The organism is Serratia sp. T13T92, from assembly GCF_047530105.1.
GTDB lineage: Bacteria > Pseudomonadota > Gammaproteobacteria > Enterobacterales > Enterobacteriaceae > Chania > Chania fonticola.
Genome location: NZ_JBLJAK010000012.1, coordinates 95,191 through 116,270, shown reverse-complemented (window position 1 = coordinate 116,270; position 21,080 = coordinate 95,191). Strand labels below are relative to the sequence as shown.

Here is a 21,080-nt window from a genome sequence, read left to right as displayed (position 1 = left end):
AAGTGAGCGTGTTTTTATTGTGTGAAGCAGGCGCCGATCCCGGCGCCTTGTCTATTTTGGCCGATCGTTGGCAGCTAACCAGCGACGAAGATGCGACGATGGCGCTGGTGCTGACGCCAGAACGGTTGGAGCTGCGTAAGCGCGACGAGCCAAAGCTTGGCGCTATCTACGTCGATTTTATCTCTGGCCCGATGGCCCATCGGCGGCGTTTCGGCGGCGGCCGTGGCGAAGCGGTGGCCAAAGCGGTAGGCATCAAAGGTAGTTATGTGCCTAGCGTGGTGGATGCCACTGCCGGGTTAGGGCGTGATGCGTTTGTGTTGGCATCGCTGGGTTGCCAGGTTCGTATGTTGGAGCGTGATCCGGTAGTCGCTGCGTTGCTGGAAGACGGTTTGCAACGGGGCTATCAGGATGCGGAGATCGGCCCTTGGCTACGTGAACGTATGACGTTGCTTCATGCCTCCAGCCTGACGGCGCTGAGCGATCTTGATCCACGCCCGGAAGTGGTGTATCTCGACCCAATGTATCCGCATAAGCAGAAGAGTGCGTTGGTGAAAAAAGAGATGCGGGTATTTCAGTCGCTGGTGGGCAGTGATGATGATGCCGACGGTTTGCTGGAGCCTGCCCGCAGGCTGGCCACCAAAAGGGTCGTGGTGAAACGACCGGACTATGCCCCTCCGCTGGCCGATGTTCCCGCTCATGCTGCCACGACCACCAAAAATCACCGTTTCGATATTTATATGCCACTGTAAGATAAACGTGAGGGGGTATTCATTGAACTTCCTCACATTTCCCATGCTCATTCTGCAATGTCACTGGTAACGCTGAGATGTGCGTCGCATAATCCTGTTTAATTACAATCAACTATAATGAAACAACATGATGAAAAAGACGCTGCTTTCCCTGCTGCTTTGCTTGAGTACCTCTGCCATGGCCGCTGAACCGGTAAATATCACCATTCTGGGCACTTCCGATCTGCATGGCACCTTCGTGCCTTGGGATTACTCTACCGACACCGAGAACCTGGCGGGCAGCCTCAGCCAGATTGCCACCCAGGTGCATAAAGTCCGTGCCCAGCAGCCGAACGTGATCCTGGTAGACGCCGGGGACACCATTCAGGGCAACTTTGTTGAAACTTTCAAGAACGACAAGACCAGCCCGATGATCCTTGGCTTTAACGCGCTGGATTACGACGTATGGGTGATGGGCAACCACGAATTCGATTTTGGCCTGAAGGCGCTGGCAACTCCACTCAGCCAGTTCAAAGGCACCGCGCTGGCGGGCAATATCGTCTGGGACAGCGGCAAGCCTTACCTGCCCGCCTATAAGATCGTTGAGCGCCAGGGGGTGAAGATTGGCATTATCGGCATGGATACGCCGATGACCGCCGAGTTTGCCAAGGGCACCGATCGCATCGACGGCCTGACGTTTACCGATCCGGTGCAGGCGGTGAAAAAAGTGATCCAGCAGATCCACGGCCAGGTGGACGCTATCGTGCTGGTGGCCCATATGGGGATCGATAATGAGAACCAGCGGCCGGGCACCGGGGTGGGCGACATCGCGCGGGCCAACCCAGAGCTGGCGGCGATCGTTGCCGGGCATATGCACGTCAAGGTGGATAAAGAGGTGATCAACGGCGTGATCGTCACCGAGCCGGACAAATACGGCCGTGCGCTGTCGCGTATCGATCTGCAATTTGAGCAGCAAAATGGCAAATACGTGCTGATCAATAAAGACAGCTACACCTACCCGATCAAAGGCGTCAGCTCCGACAAAAAGCTCGAAGAGATCTACCAACCGTTCCATACCATCCTGCGTGCCAACGCCAACCGGCCGATCGCTCAGTTGACCGGCCAGGATCTGGTGCCGCCGGACGCGGTGAAAGGTATTCCACAGGTACATATTCAGGATACCGGCATCAGCGCCCTGTATCAGGAGGCTGCCCGTCACTACGCGCCTAAGGCCCAGGTGATCGCGTTGCAGATTGATAACGACAGGCCGAAGCTGAACGTGGGCACCATCACCGCCAAGGATATCGCCTTCAATTATCAATATGCCGGTGGTGAAATCACCGTCTACCAACTGACCGGTAAAGAGCTGAAAAAGTACATGGAGTGGTCAGCGGACTACTTCAACCAGCAGCATGATGGCGATGTCACCTACAGCTTTAACCCACAGCGCCGATCGTCCAAATACTCAACCAATGACTTCTTTGACGGCGTGACTTATACCATCGACCTGCGTAAACCCGTTGGGCAGCGCATCACCGAGCTGAAATTGAACGACGGCACTCCGGTGACCGACAGCACGCCGATCCAGTTGGGGATGAACAGCTATCGCATGGGTCACCTGACGCAAAAAGGCGGCGTACTGGAAGGTATGCAGTTCCCGGTGCTGTCAGATACCAAGGCGGAATTCGGTGAGGAAGCGGGGACTATCCGTAATCTCACCATTCGCTATCTGACCGAGGTGAAGAAGGGCGAGTATCAGGGCAAAGCGATGCACCGCTGGAAGCTGGTGGGGCTGGAAGGGTACGAACGTGAGCGCAAGATTGTGGACAAGCTGCTCAATGACGGCAAGATCAGCGTGCCGACCACCGATGATGGGCGTTATACCAACGTGGCCTCCATCAACGTCAAAGAATTACTGTTTAGTGACCCGCAAATGATGAAGCAACAGGTTGCAGCGCTGCAACAACAGGCGCAAGCGGCTACCGATCCGGTCATCAAACAGCGGTTAAACGATCGGTTGGTGATTATCGAGGCTATTAATTGAGGTAATACTCAGTTAACCAGATAAAAAAATGCCGGCGAATCTGCCGGCATTTCTCATTCAGGGGTAAGGTTAGAGCACGCCCTGAGCCAGCATCGCATCGGCAATCTTAACGAACCCGGCAATGTTGGCGCCGTGAACGTAATGCGTTTGCTTGCCTTCGCCGCCGTACTCGACGCAGGACTGATGGATATCCGCCATGATGTGACGTAAACGGATATCGACCTTCTCTGCCCGCCAGTTAAGGCGCGCGGCGTTTTGCGCCATCTCTAACCCGGAAGTGGCAACACCACCGGCGTTGGCGGCTTTGCCCGGTGCGAACAGCACGCCCGCTTCCAGGAAGGCATCGGTAGCCTGGATGGTAGTTGGCATATTAGCGCCTTCAGCCACGGCTTTGACCCCGTTGCGGATCAGCACCTGTGCGGCTTCCAGATCCAGCTCGTTCTGGGTGGCACAAGGCAGGGCGATATCCACCGGCACGTTCCACGGGCTTTCACCGGCCAGATAGGTCAGGCCACGCTCGCGGGCGTAATCGGCAACTCGGCCATAGCGCTGGTTTTTGATTTCGGCCAGATGCGCCAGTTTTTCAGTGGTGAAGCCAGCTTCATCCACTACGGTACCGCCGGAATCGGACACGGTGATCACCCGCGCGTCCAGCTCCAACGCTTTCTCAATGGTGTATTGCGCCACGTTACCGGAGCCGGAAACCGCGACACGCATCCCTTCAAAGCCCAGGCCATGGCGCTGCAGCATTGAATCGGTGAAGTAGACCAGGCCGTAACCGGTGGCTTCCGGGCGGATCAGGCTGCCGCCGAACGACAGGCCTTTGCCGGTGAATACGCAGCTGGTGTTGTTGGACAGTTTTTTCATCATGCCGGCCATAAAGCCCACTTCGCGGCCACCTACGCCGATATCCCCGGCTGGCACGTCAGTATCTGGGCCCAGATGACGATAAAGCTCGGTCATCAGCGATTGGCAGAAGCGCATGACTTCGCCCTGGCTTTTGCCTTTGGGATCAAAGTCTGAGCCACCCTTGCCGCCGCCCATAGGCAGCGTGGTCAGGGCATTCTTGAAGGTCTGTTCGAAACCGAGGAACTTCAGAATAGAGGTGTTAACCGAAGGGTGGAAACGCATTCCCCCTTTATACGGCCCAATGGCGGAGTTGAACTGGATACGGTAGGCGCGGTTTACCCGTACTTTGCCCTGATCGTCGACCCAACTGACGCGAAACTGAATGATACGCTCAGGCTCTACCAGGCGCTCTAACAGGGCGTGGTCACGATAATGAGGATTACGCTCGATGAATGGCCACAGAGAGGTAAAGACTTCACGCACTGCCTGCAGATATTCCGGTTGATGCGAGTTATGACGTTGTAAGGATTTTAGAAAGGATTCTAGCGATACAGCCTGTTCCATGGATAGCTCCTGTTTAGCATATTGGTTCCCCTGTTTTTATGATGTGTCTCACAGTTGGGGAGGATGTTGTGTCTACCTCGACTATATCACTGTGGGGTGGCTGATTAACAAGCAATAAATAACAGGAAACCATGAAAAACGCCCGCGCAGGGCGGGCGTTGGCCAAACAGGTTAGCGAATACTTACTTTTCTTCGTCGCGCAGCGGCACAATCAGCATATCAATGTGTACCGTATTGATTAACTGGCGCGCAGAGGACATCAACTTGCTCCAGAAATCCTGGTGGTGTCCACACAATACCAAGTCCATATCGTATTTTTTAATCGCATCAACCAGCACCTGCGCCAGATCGCCGCTGCCGCTCAGGGTTTCGGTGATGGGATAGCCCGCATTTTGCGACAGCTCGGTTAATGCATGGTGGGTTTCTTCGGAAATACGCTTTTGCATATCGCCCAGATTGACGTCGATCAGGCCGGTATACAGATCGGAATAGTTTACATCAACGTGGATCAGAGAGACTTTGGCATTGTACGGCCGCGCCATTGATACCGCTTTCTCGACCAGGATTTTACTTTCCGGTGATAGGTCAACCGCAATCAGTATGTGTTTGTAAGCCATGAGAATACTCCTTCCATATAATGCCGATTAAAGGGGGCAGGCATTCAGTGTTCCAGCTTGGCGCTTTCGCCTTACCTGCATAGTACCATCCAGATAACACAATGATATGTTGGGGCGATCACACTGCATCGCATCAATCACCCTTGTTTATACGTTTACCCCACCCGTTTTACACCGCCGGGGCAAAAAATCCTATGGCTTATACGGTTATCCGCCGTTTGAACGATTGAATTATAAGCATTGTTGCTCAAAGTATAGCTTATGACGGTTATCCGAGCGGAGAGCGGGTAGATGAAGAATTTGGCCCTGACTGTAAATTTTATGCGGCACCGGGATCTGTTTGCGTATCATTATTCTACACTAGTGAATGTGGGCCCCACTTATTTCCTCTGATCGCTGTAATGCCTGTTCATCAAGCGGTCAGAGGTTGTGGGTAGATTCGGGTCCGTAAGGTGCTAGGGGGATGGGAGCCAAGGCTCCGGCAGCATAAGGTATGAAGTAGGGCCGTTGGCCCGGCGGGTGTCCGGGATAACAACGCCTTGAGGGGGCTATCATGATTAGTACCGTCGCGCTGTTTTGGGCATTGTGTGTGGTCTGTGTGATTAACATGGCCCGGTATTTTTCTTCTCTGCGTGCGCTGCTATTTGTTTTACGCGGCTGCGACCCGTTACTTTACCAATACGTCGATGGCGGAGGGTTCTTTACTTCGCACGGCCAGCCGAGCAAGCAGATACGGCTGGTGCGCTATATCTTTACGCAACGCTATATGGAGCACCACGACCCGGAATTCATCCGCCGCTGTCAGCGTGTCCGCAGCCAGTTTGTGCTGACTTCATCGCTGTGTGGGCTAGTGGTGATCAGCCTGGTGGCATTGGCGATCTGGTATTAGGCCGGCGATAGCAAGGCAAAAAAAATGGCGGCCATTTTGGCCGCCATTTTTGTATCGAGCAATCGTCAAATCACTTTCAGCGCCAGCCAATACAGGCCACCGGAAAGCAAAATCGAGACTGGCAGGGTCAGAACCCAGGCCAACAAGATGCTCTTGATGGTTTTGCTCTGCACACCACCGCCATCCACCAGCATCGTTCCGGCAACCGCCGAAGACAGTACTTGGGTAGTGGAAACCGGCATACCGGTATAGCTGGCCACGCCAATCGACAGGGCGGCCGTCATCTGTGCCGACACCCCCTGAGCGTAGGTCATGCCTTTCTTACCGATTTTCTCACCGATAGTGGTAGCAACGCGTCGCCAGCCCACCATGGTACCGAGGGACAGCGCCAGGGCTACCGCGACGATAATCCAGGTTGGTGCATATTCAACGGTTTCCAACAGGTCTGAACGCAGATTCTTCAGGAAGCGTTGATCTTCCACTGAGGTTTCCGGCAGCTTGGCCACCTTGTCTGCAGTCTCGGTCACGCACATCAGCAGGCGGCGCAGATGGCTGCGCTGCTCTACCGTCAGCTGATCGTAGTTTTGCAGATTGTTCAGCAGGTCCAGAGAGCGCTCAACGGCGATCAGGGCACGTGAGCTGTCGCAGTGGAACTCAACCGGTTGATCAGGCGTTGGAGCCGCATTCTGAGGCGCAGGAACCAATGGCGTCTGTGTGGCCACGTGTGCCAGAGAATCGCCATGCTTTTGGTAGAATTGCTGCAGGTGGCTCACGGCATCACGGGTACGGGTAATGTCGTAACCGGTCGCACTCATATTGAGCACGAAGCCTGCAGGGGCAACACCGATCAGCACCAACATAATCAGACCGATACCTTTCTGACCGTCGTTCGCGCCGTGTGAGAAGCTTACGCCGATAGCAGATAGGATCAGAGCGATACGTGTCCAGAACGGTGGCTTGCGTTTGCCATCGACCTTTTCACGTTCCGCCGGAGTCATATGAATACGCTGACGCTTTTTGGTATTGCTCCAATAGCGGCGCAGCATAAACACCATCAGCCCGGCAATTATCATCCCGATCAACGGGGAGAAGATAAGCGACAGGAAGATGCTGATCATTTTTGGCACGTTCAGCGCGTCGACCACGGAGGTGCTGGTCACCAACGCATTGGTCAAGCCGACACCGATAATGGCGCCAATCAGGGTGTGGGAGCTGGAGGCCGGTAGCCCAAGATACCAGGTACCGAGGTTCCAGATAATTGCCGCCAACAACATGGAGAAGACCATGGCTAACCCGTGTGCTGAACTGACGTTCAACAACAGATCGGTTGGTAGCAGGTGCACAATGGCGTAGGCAACACTCAAACCGCCGAGCATCACGCCAAGAAAGTTGAACAGGCCAGCCATAACGACCGCAAGTTGCGAGCGCATAGCACGGGTGTAAATTACAGTAGCGACCGCATTGGCCGTATCATGGAAGCCGTTAATGGCCTCATAGAACAGCACGAACAACAATGCGAGAATTAACATCAGGCCGGTATGGAAATCCAGGCCAGTGAACAAATGCAGCATAAGCGTTACGCCAGGTTTGTGGACATGAACGCCGCGCATTATCGGCGACAACCGGTGTCGGGGAAAAGGAAAATATGACGTTTTTTTGATTTCTCTGATGTACAAAGGGTTTGAACAGTGTTGAATCGATGCAATTTCAGCATGTTACTGCCGTTTATGCCCGTTACATTTTCTTACGTTGGCGTTGGCCTGCCGATGCCTTTACAATCCCTCACCGCGGATTTAGCGGTATACAGGCACGTAAAAGGCGTAAAATACGCTCTTGTTGCCGCGATTGCTGTGGTTATTGCAAAGAGAGGTTTGGGTGGAACAGTTTGATGTTGTCGTCATTGGCGCGGGTGCCGCAGGGATGTTTTGTGCTGCGCAGGCAGGGCAACTGGGTTGCCGGGTGCTATTACTCGACAACGGCAAAAAACCGGGCCGCAAGATCCTGATGTCTGGTGGTGGGCGCTGTAACTTCACCAACATGTCCGCTGAACCGGCGGCCTACCTCTCGCATAACCCCCATTTCTGCAAATCGGCATTGGCACGCTACACCCAATGGGATTTTATCGATCTGATTAACCGCTACGGCATCGCTTACCACGAAAAAACCTTGGGGCAGCTGTTTTGTGATGATTCTGCGCAACAGGTCGTTGATCTGTTGGTACAAGAGTGCGAACTGGGTCAGGTGGTAACGCGCCTGCGCAGCGAGGTCCTGAGCGTCGAAAAAACCGACCAGGGCTTCGAATTGGCACTTAACGGAGAGAGTGTGAGTGCTCGCTCACTTGTGGTGGCGAGCGGTGGGCTTTCCATGCCGGGCCTGGGGGCCACTCCCTTTGGCTATAAGCTGGCGGAACAGTTTGGCCTGAAAGTGTTGCCGACCCGGGCCGGTTTGGTGCCCTTTACGCTGCATAAGCCGTTGTTGGAGCAATCCCAGGCGCTGTCTGGCGTTTCGGTTCCCGCAGTGGTCACAGCGGAAGATGGCACTAGCTTTCGTGAAAGCATCCTGTTTACGCATCGGGGGCTTTCTGGTCCGGCTATCTTGCAGATCTCCAGCTACTGGCAGCCTGGTGAGTTTGTGAGCATTAACTTACTTCCGACGCTAGACCTGGTGGGCTTCCTTAACGAACAGCGCCAGGCACATCCTAACCAGAGCCTGAAAAACACCCTGGCTTTGCATTTGCCCAAGCGCCTGGTGGAATTACTGCAAGAATTGGGGCAACTGCCGGAGGCCACGTTGAAGCAACTCACTCCAACGCAGCAGACAGCATTGGTTGATAGTTTGCAAGACTGGCGCGTGCAACCCAATGGCACCGAGGGTTACCGCACAGCAGAGGTGACCCTGGGCGGTGTGGACACCAAGGAGCTTTCTTCCAAAACCATGGAGGCGAGTAAGGTCCCGGGTCTGTACTTTATCGGTGAGGTAGTGGACGTGACGGGCTGGCTGGGGGGCTATAACTTCCAGTGGGCCTGGAGTTCCGCTTGGGCCTGCGCGCAGGCTTTGGCTGCTATACAAAGATCTTAAAAGTGATTTGCGATAAGCTCACATTAATGAGCCATATATGATTCATTAATGGGTTTTATGGTTCGTATATGACTCACTTCATACAGTTGATAGGGTGATCATTTAATCCTCATATGGTTTACATATAGCCCATTATCACCTTTAATGAACCTTATATGAATTATGTGGGGCATAAGAATGCCAAAGTCTATTGTAAGAGCCTATTCGCGTTACACAGAGGAAGCTCTAGGGCTGCTTGCTGTGTCTATTCGTGCGGCAAGGCTCGAGCGAAAGCTGACGACCAGTGAGGTAGCTGAACGCGCGGGCATTTCTAGAGGCCTACTGCAGCGCATTGAGAAAGCGGATCCTCGCTGCGGGATTGGCGTTGTCTTCGAGGTGGCCAAAATTGTCGGAGTCAGGTTATTTGACGAAGACGCAGAGGTGAGCACGATTATCGGTCACCGTACCCGAACTGAAGAAAAGCTTAGCCTTCTGCCACGGCGCGCCAGGAAAATATCCAAGGAGGTGAATGATGATTTCTAATAGGGAATATAACGAAGCCTATGTCTGGATCTGGTTACCGAATGAAACTCAACCCGTTGTCGCAGGAGTAGTCACCCGGGAGGGGGAAAGTCTACTATTCAACTATGGTAAAAGTTATCTGGAGCGCATTCGTGATGAGCCTCGTGCTATTTCCATCTATGAACCTGAACTCCCTTTGAAAAAAGGGTTTATCCCTCTGCTGCCAGGGTTGGGTATGCCAGGCTGTCTTAGAGATAGCTCTCCTGACGCATGGGGACGGCGTGTTATTCTTAATCGCAAACTCGGAAGAAAAGGTTCTGATACTGATACAGCCGCTTTGGATGAATTAACCTATTTACTTGAATCAGGCTCGGACAGGATCGGGGCTCTGGACTATCAACGCTCCCCCTCGATTTATGAACCCCGCTCAGCGATTAATGTCACCGTTGAAGAGTTAATGCATTCTGTTGAGCGAGTTGAAAAAGGGATACCTCTGACTCCTGAACTTGATCAAGCCCTCTTTCATGGGAGTTCTATTGGTGGCGCGCGTCCAAAAGCGCTGATCGAAGCGGAGGGTGAAAAGTACATAGCAAAATTTTCGGCCAGTTCGGATCTCTATAGTGTGGTTAAGGCTGAATATATTGCCATGCGGCTAGCTGCGTTGGTTGGTTTGAACGTAGCGCCGGTTAGTCTGCTCAAAGCGGCCAAAAAAGATGTGCTGCTCATCAAGCGATTCGACAGGGAGAGAACAAAGCGGGGATGGACACGTCGCTTGATGGTATCTGCGCTGACTCTGTTTGAGCTGGATGACATGATGGCGAGATATGCGAGTTATGAAACACTGGCAGAAATCATTCGTACGCGTTTTCAACAGCCTAAGGAAACGCTGAAAGAGCTGTTTTCTCGATTGTGCTTTAATATTTTATGCGGGAATACGGACGATCATGCCAGGAATCATGCGGCGTTCTGGGATGGAAGCACCCTGACACTCACCCCCGCTTACGACATTTGCCCACAAGGCCGTGCAGGAAACGAAGCATCACAGGCGATGCTCATTGTTGGCAATACGCGGCTCAGTAAGCGAAGTTGTTGCATTGATGCGGCCCACGCTTTTCTTTTGACCGCGTCGGAAGCAGAAAACATCTTTGATCAGCAGTGTTCAGTCATTGAGAATCATTGGCAGCAGGTATGCGATGAGGCCGAGGTTTCAGAGGTTGATCGCAGGATGCTGTGGCACCGGCAATTCTTAAATCCTTTTTCAAGGTTATGATCCTACATTGATGGGATCGCAGGGTGTCTGCATTGGCAAAGTGGAAGCCAATTTTCTCTGTTAATTGATTATTATCAGTTTTGGAACGTCCACTTTAGGAGCTTTGGAGATAGAAACATCAGAAATAACTCAGAATAATGGACTCGGCTCGTGCGTTGAGACAAGCGCACTCTTATTCAAATAATAACAAGGAAAGTTCTGCTGATGAAAATCAAATGCGGTTTGGCATTACTGGCTTCTCTGGTGCTGGTTTCCGGCTGTAGCCAAAAGATTTCCTCTTCACGCGTGGCGGCTGATCCTGCCGCTGCACCGGCTCCAGTCGCCCAAGAACATAAACTGGGAACTGCATGGGGTGAGGACGTTTACTCCAAAGTGACCACCGTTGACGCGAAGCGTATGCATTCCTCTCCAGACAGTGTCGCCAAAGTGTTGTACAGCGCGGCAGCTTCCAATAATGGGCAGTACACCAATGAGATCGTGTTGTCTTCCGTCAGAATGCGGGTGCAGACCGAAAACAATCGGGATTTCGCGCTCAATCGCTATAAAAATGGCGAGTTTTCATTCTCTGCCAATGACGGCGAGCGCTACCAGCTGTTCTTCTATAACACCAGCCCCAGCAAAACCTATGAGGTGGTAACCGCGGTTGACGGCCTGGACGTGATTTCAGGCCGCAGTGGTTCACTGCGCAATTCCGGCTATCTGGTCTCCCCAAAAGGAACCCTGGTGATTGAGGGCTTCCGTAAAAGTGATTCGTCTGTTGCTGCATTCCGTTTCGCAAAACCCGATGATTCCTACGCTGCGAGTTCACTGGCGGGCGAAAAAGAGAATACCGGCGTGATTAGCGTGGCGGTTTATGAAATGGCGCTGCCGGGTCTGCCTGATTGCCAACCGCAGGCGTTTCCTGGGGATGCTAAATACGCCCCTGCTCCCTGCAAGAAACCGTAATTGCGTGAACATGGCCTCAAAATCTGAGGCCATGTTCGGCTTCAGGCCTGTTTCCAGCTTACTCAGACACCTTAGACACCCCGGCATCTCCTGCCCCCTGCAGCTGCTAACGCCTCATGGCAGGGTGAACGCTTACCTTTCGGCCAGCAAGACCTTGCTCTTGGCCGTTTTCGAGATAACAAATGGTGTGCAGGAATAATCTTGTTAGTAATAACTTTACGTTTACAACTATCGTGTTTTTTTCAGAATATCCTCCTGCATCTTGCGAACGCGTTTTTTTATTGTTTTTAATGGGTAATTTATCGCAATATCTGGTTTTTTTTACCCAATTTAGGTTAGGGATAGATAGAGATCGCAGTAGGAATTTTATCTTTTTTTAAGTAAAAAATGTTGCATCATAGAAATTCTGCGAATTATCCTAACCATTGGTGGGATATAAAAATTTGGCGATCTTTATGCAATGTGACCTATATCAATAAACCATGGCTGGAAAAACCTATCTTGTATAGGGCCAGCTTGGTTAGGGGCGCTTGTGGTTTGTTGTGAGTCGTTAATGAATGTTAACGTACTGATTATTAATCATATCTAGGCAAGGCAATCAGTCTCAGAGGAAAGTGGTTATGCCATGGAGTCATGAAATTCAACAGGCAATTACCTTGTTACAGGCATGCCAACATCGCCATACGGACAGCTTGCCCTGTCCGGCCAGGGGGGATGAACCTGGCGCAGTAGGCACTTGCGCAGAAAAAATCATGCCGTCGATTATCCTGCTTAATGCGTTTGCGGATGTACTTCCGCAGCATCAGGAATTACATCGTCTTGGTATGGTGCTGGAGGCCCAAGGCTTGATCAAGAAATTGACTCAAGGGGAGAGCTACAGTCAAAGCGCACTGGCGTATTTACGTGCGCAAATCGAACCCTAGCAGCCACTATTAATATCCATGCCATGTGGATGAATAGTTCGAATATTTCATCGATATATTCGGGTTGCCTCTATATTTGCTGCCGAAGTTGACTTGATTAAGTGCTCATAATTGACGTATTTATTAAAATTCAATAGATACTTCGTTAACTATTCCGACGCGAATTCATAGGGCCCTACGCATGCTTGTGGTGGCGCTATCAAACACGTCAGGGTTACGCTGTTAAAACAACCCCCCGCATTCTACGGGGGGTTTTACTTTTACTGTTGCAGCAATGCAATACTGTGGCGGATCTCGCGCTCGATATCGCCCTCTGTCCAGGTAGTTAGCTGTGAAGAGAACGGTTCGAAGGCATAGATCCCCCGGTAGCCCAAACGTTCCAGGTTTTGTACCTGGGCTACGCTTGCCAACCGATCTTTCTCGCTCAGCATAATGCGTTCTTCATCGCTCAATGCGCTTTTGATGAGCGGATCCTCAACGCCAGAGAGATGCACCAAACCAATCTGCTCAACCCGGATCTGAGCATCAAACTCCGGTTGTGCTACGTCGCTCAGATAGTGATGGAAGGTATCCAGCACGATCTTATAAGGTGCGCCAGAATCACGAATGATTGCCTGTGCCAGCAAGGAAGAGCGCAGTGAACTTATGCCAAACCCCAATGGTTCCACGTAGCCCTCAACGCCATACTGCTTGAATAGCGGAGCGAGTAGCCGCAGTGCAGCCAGCGTATCTTCCCTTTTTTGCGATTCACTACGCCGGTCGCTCGCGTTGCAATGTGGGCACATCACCACCGCCTTGCTATGGATAGCTTTCGCCTGAACCAGCAACGCTTCAGCGTTTTTCAGCAGTGCTGCTTGATCTTCCAGCAGGTTGAACATTCCCAGCGCATTGATGGTGACGATCTCAATGCCGAACTCTTCGGCCAGCGCGTTTAACTGCTCGTTGCTCAGGTTGTCGGCCACTTTGCCACCCGACATATCGTTGCGCAGTTCGACCTTGCTTAACCCACATCTTTTCACCAGGCGGAAGAAGTTCTCCAGCGTGAGATTGGGGGCGATCTTACGGTTGATACAAAAACGTTCCAATGCAATGGCCATGATGCATCACTCCTGGGTTTGTCGGCTTTAGGCTTTGCCATCTTCTACCGTGACGATTTCAGATAGCGGTTGGCGATAGCGTTTTGCCATCACGACGTCTTCCATTCTTTCCAGTGAAACGCCCTTGGTTTCTGGAATAAAGCGGGCAATAAACCAATAGCTGAACAGGCAGCAGGCGGCAAACACCCACATTGGGAACGCCCCGTGGAAGGTGGAGAACAGATAAGGTTGGTCATTGATCATCGGGAAGCTCTGGGCCACGACGAAGTTGGCCAGCCACATACAGCCAACGGCAATGCTCATCCCTTGTGAACGCATGCGGTTGGGGAAAATTTCGGAGACCAGCACCCAGGCACCTACACCCCATGACATGGCGTAGAACACCATAAAGAACAGCATGCCAAACAGCGCGAAGTAGCCGGTTGCCTGGGTATACAAGGCATAAGAGGTGATCAGCAGGCCAACGATGGTGCCCAGGGTGCCCCAGCGCATCAGTGGGATACGGCCTATGCGATCCATCAGCATGGCGCCGATCACCGAGCCGACCAGTTGCAATACGCCGATCCAGATGGTCTGGAACAGGGCTTCTTGCGCGTTTTCGGTCACGGTTTTAAGCACCACCGGGGCGTAGTACATCATGACGTTAACCCCCGTCACCTGTTGCAGCATGGCGATCATACAGCCGACAAACAGGATGAAGCGTACGCGTACGTCGCCATAATTCAGCTTTTGCTTACGGTGCTGCTCGTCCTGGCGAAGCGACTCCTTGATTTCTCTTAACACGCTTTTAGCATGCTCAGCATTTGAAACGCGGGTCAACATGGCTAAAGCCTGATCGTCGCGGCCTACCATTACGCTCCAGCGTGGTGATTCGGGGATGACAAAGACCAAGGCGGTGAACAGCAGGCAGGGGATCACCTCTGAGCCAATCATCCAGCGCCAACCCATCTCCACCAGCCAGGCTTCACTGGCATAGCTGGCAATCTTGAAGTTAACGTAAAAAATCACGATCTGACCGAACACGATGGCGAACTGCTGCATGCTGAGCGCCCGGCCCCGCATATCCTTCGGTGAGACTTCTGACATGTACATAGGGGATACCGTTGCGGCCAGCCCGACGGCCAGACCCCCGATGATGCGATAGATAACAAACCAGGTGAAGGTGGTAGCCAGAGCGGCACCGACTGCAGAGACGGTAAACAGGAAGGCGGCGACCACCAGGGCCTTTTTACGCCCATAGCGCCCGGCCAGCGGCCCAGCGCCGAAGGCACCGACCACGCAGCCGATCACCACGTTGGACACTGCCCAGCCGGTTTCTGCCGGGCTGAGGTCAAAGTAGGTTTTAAGGGCTTCGATCGCACCAGAAATCACGGCGGTGTCATAACCAAACAGAATGCCGCCGAGTGCTGCAATCCCGCAGATACGCAGAATATACCCAGTATTGTGTTTACGCTGATGTGACATATGTTGCTCCGATTTTTATCCTGGCTTCTGCCTACTTAAGTGACTTGTAGGGTGTAGGGAGGCAGAAGGGTGAACCGTGCCTGTCATCAAGGCGGTGTTTTTCAGTGGGCCTTTGGCAGACAAGAACATTTATTTCATATTTAGTGAATAATGAAATATTGATTTTTAGATCCAGTTCAAAAAATTGAGCATAAATAGGGCAAATGTTCTCATCGTTTTGCATAGCAGATTGGAAAATTGACTCGCACAAGCGGGAAAGCGTATCTGTATAAAAAATAGGGATTACTGCGTAAAGCCACGCAGCTAGCGGATCGCGGATAGCATCGTTCGTCACCACCCGCTCAGCCTACGGACATGGCAAATTTGCGATCGGCGGCACTAAAAACAAATTTTCTAAAAACTTTTATTTGAAACTTTTTTTTCAATGGAATAGAGTTTGATTCATCTGGTCAGGATTTAATCTGCCTGTGGGCCGTACTCTTGCAGGCGGCACGATGAACGTCACGGTATGCGGGAATGCTTCAACCGGTGGCGATAGCGGACTTAAAAGAGGGTGAAACATGAAAACCGTGGGTAACTTTATTGGTGGGCAGGTTTGCCTGAGCAGCAGTAACCAAACCGTCGACGTGCACAATCCGGCTAGCGGCCAGGTTGAACGCCGTGTGACGCAGAGCACCGCCGCCGAAGTGAAACAGGCTATTGATGTCGCCCATCAGGCATTCACCGACTGGGCGCGTACCACGCCGCTGCGCCGGGCGCGTATCATGTTCAATTTCAAAGCATTGCTAGAGCAGCACCGCGAAGAGTTGGCGCAACTGATCGTCAGTGAACATGGCAAAGTCTATTCCGACGCGCTGGGTGAATTGACCCGTGGCATGGAGGTGGTGGAGTTTGCCTGCGGTATTCCGCACCTGCTCAAAGGAGAATACTCACCGGATGTAGGCACCGGCGTGGACAGTTTCTCGCTGATGCAGCCGCTGGGCGTAGTGGCCGGGATCACACCGTTCAACTTCCCGGCTATGGTGCCGATGTGGATGTTCCCTATCGCGCTGGCCTGTGGCAATACCTTCGTACTGAAGCCTCCGGCGTTGGTGCCTTCTGCCTCCGTGCGTCTGGCAGAACTCTTGAAAGAGGCGGGCCTGCCGGATGGGGTATTCAACGTCGTGCATTGCGGCAATGAAGAGGCCTCGCAGCTGTGCACCGATCCACGCATTCAGGCGGTGAGCTTTGTTGGCTCATCCACGGTTGCAGAGCATATTTACACCACCGCCAGCGCACATGGCAAACGTGTACAGGCCTTTGGGGCCGCCAAAAATCAGGCTATCGTTATGCCGGATGCGGATCTGGATGCCACGGTCAATGCGCTGATGGGAGGGGCATTTGGCTCGGCCGGTGAACGTTGCATGGCGCTGCCAGTGGCCGTCGTGGTTGGTGATAGCACCGCAGATAAACTGATTGCCAAACTCAAACCTCTGATCGCCCAACTGCGGGTTGGCCCCGGCATGCAGCAAGGCGGCGAGGAAAATGAAATGGGGCCGTTGGTCTCATCCGCCCATCAGAAAAAAGTGCTGGGGTACATTGATATTGGCGTTAAAGAGGGCGCAACGCTGGTGGTCGATGGCCGCGATTATCAGGTGCCGGGTTATCCAGAGGGTTACTACGTGGGCGGTACCCTGTTCGATAACGTACAGCCGGATATGCGTATCTATCGCGAAGAGATCTTTGGGCCGGTATTGGGCATTGTACGGGTCGCCGATTACCAAACGGCCATCGATACGGTGAACAGCCACGAGTTTGGTAACGGCAGCGCTATTTTCACCAATAATGGCCACTATGCTCGCCAGTTTGTGCATGAGGTTCAGGCGGGGATGGTGGGGGTTAACGTGCCGGTACCGGTACCGATGGCTTTCCACAGCTTTGGCGGCTGGAAACGTTCGGTATTCGGTGCGCTTAACGTACATGGTACGGACGGCGTGCGATTCTATACCCGGATGAAGACGGCCACCGCACGTTGGCCAACCGGCCAGCAAACGGTTTCCGAATACAGTATGCCAACGCTGGGCTAAACCGCAGCCAGGTATGCCGAGGCCGTTATTCCACCGGGATAGCGGCCGCTGTTGCTGGTATCAATGTATTGCAGCCACACTCACAAGCACGGGATTTAAGGAGCATTGTCATGTCATCATTACTTGCGAAATGTCAGCAACCGGATGCTCAGGGACGTATTCAGTCCGTCACCCCGGAAAATGCCGGTTGGCGTTTTGTCGGGTTTGAGGTCTATCGGTTAGCGGCCGGGCAGTCGTTGCGGTTGGAGAGTGGCGATAAGGAGCTTTGCCTGGTGCTGGTCGCGGGTATTGCCTCTGTGGCAACGCAACGAGCGGAGTATCCACACATTGGTAAGCGGATGAGCCCGTTTGAACGTACGCCACCTTATTCCGTTTATGTTCCGCACCACGACCAGGTTGAAGTCCGGGCAGAGACCGATCTGGAACTGGCGGTATGCAGCGCACCGGGTAACGGGCATCTGCCTTCACGCTTGATCACCCCGGCAGACGTCGGTGTGGAGCGGCGGGGTAAAGGCCGTAACCAACGGCTGGTACACAATATTCTGCCTGATAGCCAACCGGCTGACAGCCTACTGGTGGTTGAGGTCTATACCGACGAAGGCAATACCAGCTCCTACCCAAGCCATAAGCACGACCAGGAAAACTCGCCGGACGAAACCTACCTGGAAGAAACCTATTACCACCGTCTTAACCCTGAACAGGGGTTCTGCCTGCAACGCGTCTATACCGACGATCGTTCGCTGGATGAGTGTATGCCGGTCTATAACCGCGATGTGGTGAAAGTACCGCGCGGTTACCATCCGGTGGCAACTCTGGCCGGATATGACAGCTATTATCTCAACGTGATGGCGGGGCCGGTACGCTTGTGGAAGTTCACCTGGGAAAAAGATCACGCCTGGATCAACAGCGAAAGCTATTGATACTGACAAGGTAGGGGCGCGGCTGCGCCCGTTTAACCGAATATTACAGCTCTTTGGCGTTATTCAGCGCCAATGATACCGCCAGCGTCTGTGCTAGGCACATGGAGGCCACCTGCGAGCGGAACCCATCTACCTGTGCTTCGCGCACTACAAAACAGACATCGCTGAAGGCGGCCAGCGGGCTGACCTGGCTGTCGGTAATGGCGATGAGCTGTGCGCCCTGCTTGGCACCCAACTCCACCAGTTCTACCGCTTCTTTGGCATAAGGCGAATAGCTGATGGCGATCACTACGTCCTTGGGCTTCACCATGCTGAGCTGTTCGGTAAACATCCCGCCTAACCCGTCGATCAGGAAGGCGCGCCTTTCGAGGTGGCGCAGGGCATAGGTGAGATAAGAAGCCACGCTGAATGAGCGGCGCAGGCCGATCACGTAGATATTTTCCGCGTTATTCAGCAGCTCTACCGCCCGATCCAACTGCTCTGCACTGGTTTGCATCGCCAACTGTTGCAACGCCTGCGAGTTGACCATCGTAAACACGTTAAGGATTTCTGCCGGCTTTTCCGGGGCAACGCTGTCGTCGGTAGAGGTTTGGCGGAACAGGCGTGCGCGCTCGGTATAGTTCACCGTTTCTTCCATCAGATGCTGGCGGAAGACCTGCTTCATTTCGTTGAAACCGCTGAAGCCAAAGGCGTTGGCGAAACGGATCAGGGTAGAAGGCGGCACACTGGCCTGTGCGGCGATGGAGGCAACGGTATCGAAAGCAATGCTGTTACTGTTATCCAGGATGTAGCGTGCTACCTGTTTCAAGCGCTTGCTCAGCGTTTCATAACGGCGGCGGATTTCGTCCTGTAACAGCGAAAGTTGAGTTGGGTTAGTCATCCATTCGGCTCGCAGTATTGGCTGAGGCGTATTGGTTTATACGCTGAAAATATTGTCCGGTTATTCTAACAGATGGAGTGGACATTTCATTTCTACAAAAAGCGATTTATTTCGTCGCCAGTTGCGTTACTTCACAGAAAATGGGCAAAAAAATCCCCTTAAAGCAGCGAAAATCACTTTAAGGGGTAGGTTCGTTAACCACGCCAGCTTAACTACGGCTGGTTTTACTCGCAGGCTGCGGGCGATATTGCCGCCAGAAACCGATCAGCGTCAGGTATTTCTGTTTCACCTGTTCGACCAGCCCGGTGTCATCGATCTCACCTTGTAGCCAAAGGCGTGAAGAAGTGCCAAAAATGGTACGGCCAACCGCGAAGCCTTTTACCCAGTGGGCATCTGCGGCTGCGGCGAACCCGGCTTTCAGCGTTTCCTGTGGGGAGTCTAGCCCGAGGATTAGCACCCCGCGGCAGAATGGGTCGTAAGTTTCAATCAATTCACCCACTTTTTGCCAGTTGGCGGCACTAAGCGGTGGCAATTTCCACCAGTCTGGCAGCACGCCCAACCGGTAGAAATGTTCCATCACCTGTAGATAGTTGCTCTCGTCTTTGTCGGCATGACCTTCTGGCAAAATGACTTCCAGCAACAGCTCATGGCCCGATTTGCAGCAGCCACGATACACGTCAACGATCAGCTCATCCTGCTCACGGCGCAGCGCTTCGGCATCCTGTGGATGATAAAACACCAGGCATTTGACCACGTGCTCTTGGGGCCAGTCGATCAGCTGCGAGCCAATATTACCGTGCTCCAACCGCAAAGGGCGGGAGCTTGGCAACTCCACCGGGCGGCCAATCCACCAGCCCTGGCCAGTAATGGCATTCAACGCCGCCTGGCCGTAGGTCGTATCTGCCAGAATTCCGCTGTTGCCGTGTAACCCCGCCTCTGTTGCCGCAGCCTGTGCGGCAGCCAACAGCAACGTTTTTAACTGCGGGATCCGCTCTGTACTCACTCCCGCCTCTCGCGCCATCTCTGCCAACTGCTTGCGGTGATCAAAAGCGAATACGCACAGTTCAGGCCATTGCTGTTTGCGCGTGGTAACGCGGTGCAGATGGTTCAGTCGGGCATCCAGATCCGGACGTTTCACCTCTTGTTCGCGTTGCAGGTAATCGTCCAGCTCCAGCTTGGTCGGCATTGCCGGGGCGCAACCGTGGCGTGACACTACCAGCGCACCGCAGGCATTGGCGTAACGGCAGGCCTGATCCCAACCCTCATCATTAAGATAGCCACGTAGCAGGCCAGACATAAAGGCATCACCCGCGCCGAGCACGTTCAAAACGTCAACGCGAACGCCAGAATGCAGTTTGACTTGTTGCCAATCTGTGGGGATATCCCCTTCAAATACCGAGCATCCCTGCGCCCCTCGCTTGCACACCAACGTGGCCTGGGTGACCTTACGGACGTTTTGCAGCGCGACCAGCGTATCGGTACTGCCGCCAGCGATATGGAACTCTTCTTCAGTCCCCACGATGAGATTGAAATGGTGCAGAACTTCCTGCAACTCGCGGGTCACCTTTTCCGATTCGATAAAGCGAGTCTCGCCATCGCCTAACGAGGTCAACCCCCACAGCACTGGCCGATAATCGATATCCAATGCGGTACGCAGCCCGTGGCGGTGGGCGTATTCCAACGCTTTGAGCACCGCAGCGCGCGTTTTGGGGTGGGAAAGGTGAGTGCCGGTGATCGCCAAAGCCCGTGATGATGCGATGTAGTTCTCATCGATATCCTCGGGTGTCAGCGCCATGTCGGCACAGTTTTCACGGTAGAAAATCAGCGGGAAGGTTTCCTGATCCTTGATGCCCAGGATCACCAGGCCGGTGAGGCGCTGTTTATCGGTGATCAGGCTCTGCGTGTCCGCGCCGACGCGCTGGAGTTCTTCACGCAGAAAGCGGCCCATGTGCTCATCCCCTACGCGAGCCAGCATGCCGGATTTTAACCCTTGGATTGCGGTGCCATAGGCCACGTTGCCGGAGGAGCCGCCAAGATATTTGGAGAATGAGCTGGCATCTTCCAGGCGTGCCCCGATTTTTTGAGCATAGAAATCGACAGCGATGCGCCCTAGGCAAATGACATCAAGCTGCTTTTGTTGTGTGGCCATACCCGTTTCCTTCTGTCATTAAGCAAAACCGATTGCGACCCGGTAAAGGAGCTAAGTAGGAAGCATGGCTCGAAGTATGAGGAATAAAAATTTCAA

Annotated in this window: 17 protein-coding genes; 10 read left to right on the top strand and 7 right to left on the bottom strand. The window is 53.2% G+C overall.

Going from position 1 to position 21,080, the window contains the following annotated elements; translation table 11 throughout:
- Window positions 1-2 precede the first annotated feature (2 nt).
- Together rsmJ and ACMV5I_RS13820 are read left to right on the top strand one after the other, a co-directional pair.
- The gene (rsmJ, locus tag ACMV5I_RS13825) at window positions 3-749 is read left to right on the top strand and encodes a 16S rRNA (guanine(1516)-N(2))-methyltransferase RsmJ (RefSeq protein ID WP_121608384.1); all 747 of its coding nucleotides are present in this window, start codon (window positions 3-5) and stop codon (window positions 747-749) included.
- Between the two features lie 130 nt (window positions 750-879).
- The gene (locus ACMV5I_RS13820) at window positions 880-2,772 is read left to right on the top strand and encodes a bifunctional metallophosphatase/5'-nucleotidase (protein WP_261147133.1); all 1,893 of its coding nucleotides are present in this window, start codon (window positions 880-882) and stop codon (window positions 2,770-2,772) included.
- A gap of 69 nt (window positions 2,773-2,841) precedes the next feature.
- On the opposite strand, the gene gdhA is transcribed toward ACMV5I_RS13820, so the two are convergent.
- Together gdhA and uspA are read right to left on the bottom strand one after the other, a co-directional pair.
- The gene (gdhA, locus tag ACMV5I_RS13815; protein ID WP_021181774.1) at window positions 2,842-4,185 is read right to left on the bottom strand and encodes an NADP-specific glutamate dehydrogenase; all 1,344 of its coding nucleotides are present in this window, start codon (window positions 4,183-4,185) and stop codon (window positions 2,842-2,844) included.
- A gap of 182 nt (window positions 4,186-4,367) precedes the next feature.
- Window positions 4,368-4,802, bottom strand: coding sequence for a universal stress protein UspA (uspA, locus tag ACMV5I_RS13810; protein ID WP_021181773.1), 435 nt, complete (start codon window positions 4,800-4,802; stop codon window positions 4,368-4,370).
- 553 nt (window positions 4,803-5,355) lie between these two features.
- On the opposite strand from uspA, the gene uspB reads away from it, so the two are divergent.
- Window positions 5,356-5,691, top strand: a complete 336-nt coding sequence (gene uspB / locus ACMV5I_RS13805; RefSeq protein ID WP_021181771.1) for a universal stress protein UspB — start codon at window positions 5,356-5,358, stop codon at window positions 5,689-5,691.
- Window positions 5,692-5,756: 65 nt separating this feature from the next.
- Here uspB and pitA read toward each other — a convergent pair whose 3' ends face one another.
- Window positions 5,757-7,262 (bottom strand): inorganic phosphate transporter PitA, encoded by a 1,506-nt coding sequence (gene pitA / locus ACMV5I_RS13800; protein ID WP_411568170.1) that lies wholly within the window; start codon window positions 7,260-7,262, stop codon window positions 5,757-5,759.
- Between the two features lie 304 nt (window positions 7,263-7,566).
- On the opposite strand from pitA, the gene ACMV5I_RS13795 reads away from it, so the two are divergent.
- From ACMV5I_RS13795 to ACMV5I_RS13775, 5 genes are all read left to right on the top strand, one after another.
- Entirely contained in the window at window positions 7,567-8,769 is a 1,203-nt protein-coding gene (locus ACMV5I_RS13795; protein WP_121608387.1) for an NAD(P)/FAD-dependent oxidoreductase, read from the top strand.
- A gap of 177 nt (window positions 8,770-8,946) precedes the next feature.
- On the top strand, window positions 8,947-9,291 hold the full coding sequence (locus tag ACMV5I_RS13790) for a helix-turn-helix transcriptional regulator (protein WP_121609070.1): 345 nt from the start codon (window positions 8,947-8,949) through the stop codon (window positions 9,289-9,291).
- The gene (locus ACMV5I_RS13785; protein WP_414824594.1) at window positions 9,278-10,540 is read left to right on the top strand and encodes a type II toxin-antitoxin system HipA family toxin; all 1,263 of its coding nucleotides are present in this window, start codon (window positions 9,278-9,280) and stop codon (window positions 10,538-10,540) included. The genes ACMV5I_RS13790 and ACMV5I_RS13785 overlap by 14 nt, the downstream gene beginning before the upstream one ends.
- Window positions 10,541-10,744: 204 nt before the next feature.
- Entirely contained in the window at window positions 10,745-11,485 is a 741-nt protein-coding gene (locus ACMV5I_RS13780) for a hypothetical protein (protein ID WP_414824593.1), read from the top strand.
- Between the two features lie 620 nt (window positions 11,486-12,105).
- A complete protein-coding gene (locus ACMV5I_RS13775; RefSeq protein WP_121608390.1) occupies window positions 12,106-12,408 on the top strand; it encodes a hypothetical protein in 303 nt (100 codons plus the stop codon).
- Window positions 12,409-12,668: 260 nt separating this feature from the next.
- On the opposite strand, the gene ACMV5I_RS13770 is transcribed toward ACMV5I_RS13775, so the two are convergent.
- Entirely contained in the window at window positions 12,669-13,505 is an 837-nt protein-coding gene (locus tag ACMV5I_RS13770) for a TIM barrel protein (RefSeq protein ID WP_414824592.1), read from the bottom strand.
- Between the two features lie 27 nt (window positions 13,506-13,532).
- Window positions 13,533-14,969 (bottom strand): sugar porter family MFS transporter, encoded by a 1,437-nt coding sequence (locus ACMV5I_RS13765; RefSeq protein ID WP_024482788.1) that lies wholly within the window; start codon window positions 14,967-14,969, stop codon window positions 13,533-13,535.
- Window positions 14,970-15,529: 560 nt separating this feature from the next.
- Between ACMV5I_RS13765 and ACMV5I_RS13760 the strand changes: the two genes are divergently transcribed.
- A complete protein-coding gene (locus ACMV5I_RS13760) occupies window positions 15,530-17,035 on the top strand; it encodes a CoA-acylating methylmalonate-semialdehyde dehydrogenase (RefSeq protein WP_121608392.1) in 1,506 nt (501 codons plus the stop codon).
- A gap of 110 nt (window positions 17,036-17,145) precedes the next feature.
- On the top strand, window positions 17,146-17,955 hold the full coding sequence (gene iolB / locus ACMV5I_RS13755) for a 5-deoxy-glucuronate isomerase (protein ID WP_024482785.1): 810 nt from the start codon (window positions 17,146-17,148) through the stop codon (window positions 17,953-17,955).
- A gap of 43 nt (window positions 17,956-17,998) precedes the next feature.
- On the opposite strand, the gene ACMV5I_RS13750 is transcribed toward iolB, so the two are convergent.
- A complete protein-coding gene (locus tag ACMV5I_RS13750) occupies window positions 17,999-18,835 on the bottom strand; it encodes a MurR/RpiR family transcriptional regulator (RefSeq protein ID WP_021181760.1) in 837 nt (278 codons plus the stop codon).
- A 208-nt stretch (window positions 18,836-19,043) separates the two neighbouring features.
- Window positions 19,044-20,984 carry a bifunctional 5-dehydro-2-deoxygluconokinase/5-dehydro-2-deoxyphosphogluconate aldolase gene (locus tag ACMV5I_RS13745; RefSeq protein ID WP_414824591.1) on the bottom strand — a complete coding sequence of 647 codons (1,941 nt, stop codon included), beginning with the start codon at window positions 20,982-20,984 and terminating at the stop codon, window positions 19,044-19,046.
- Window positions 20,985-21,080 lie beyond the last annotated feature (96 nt).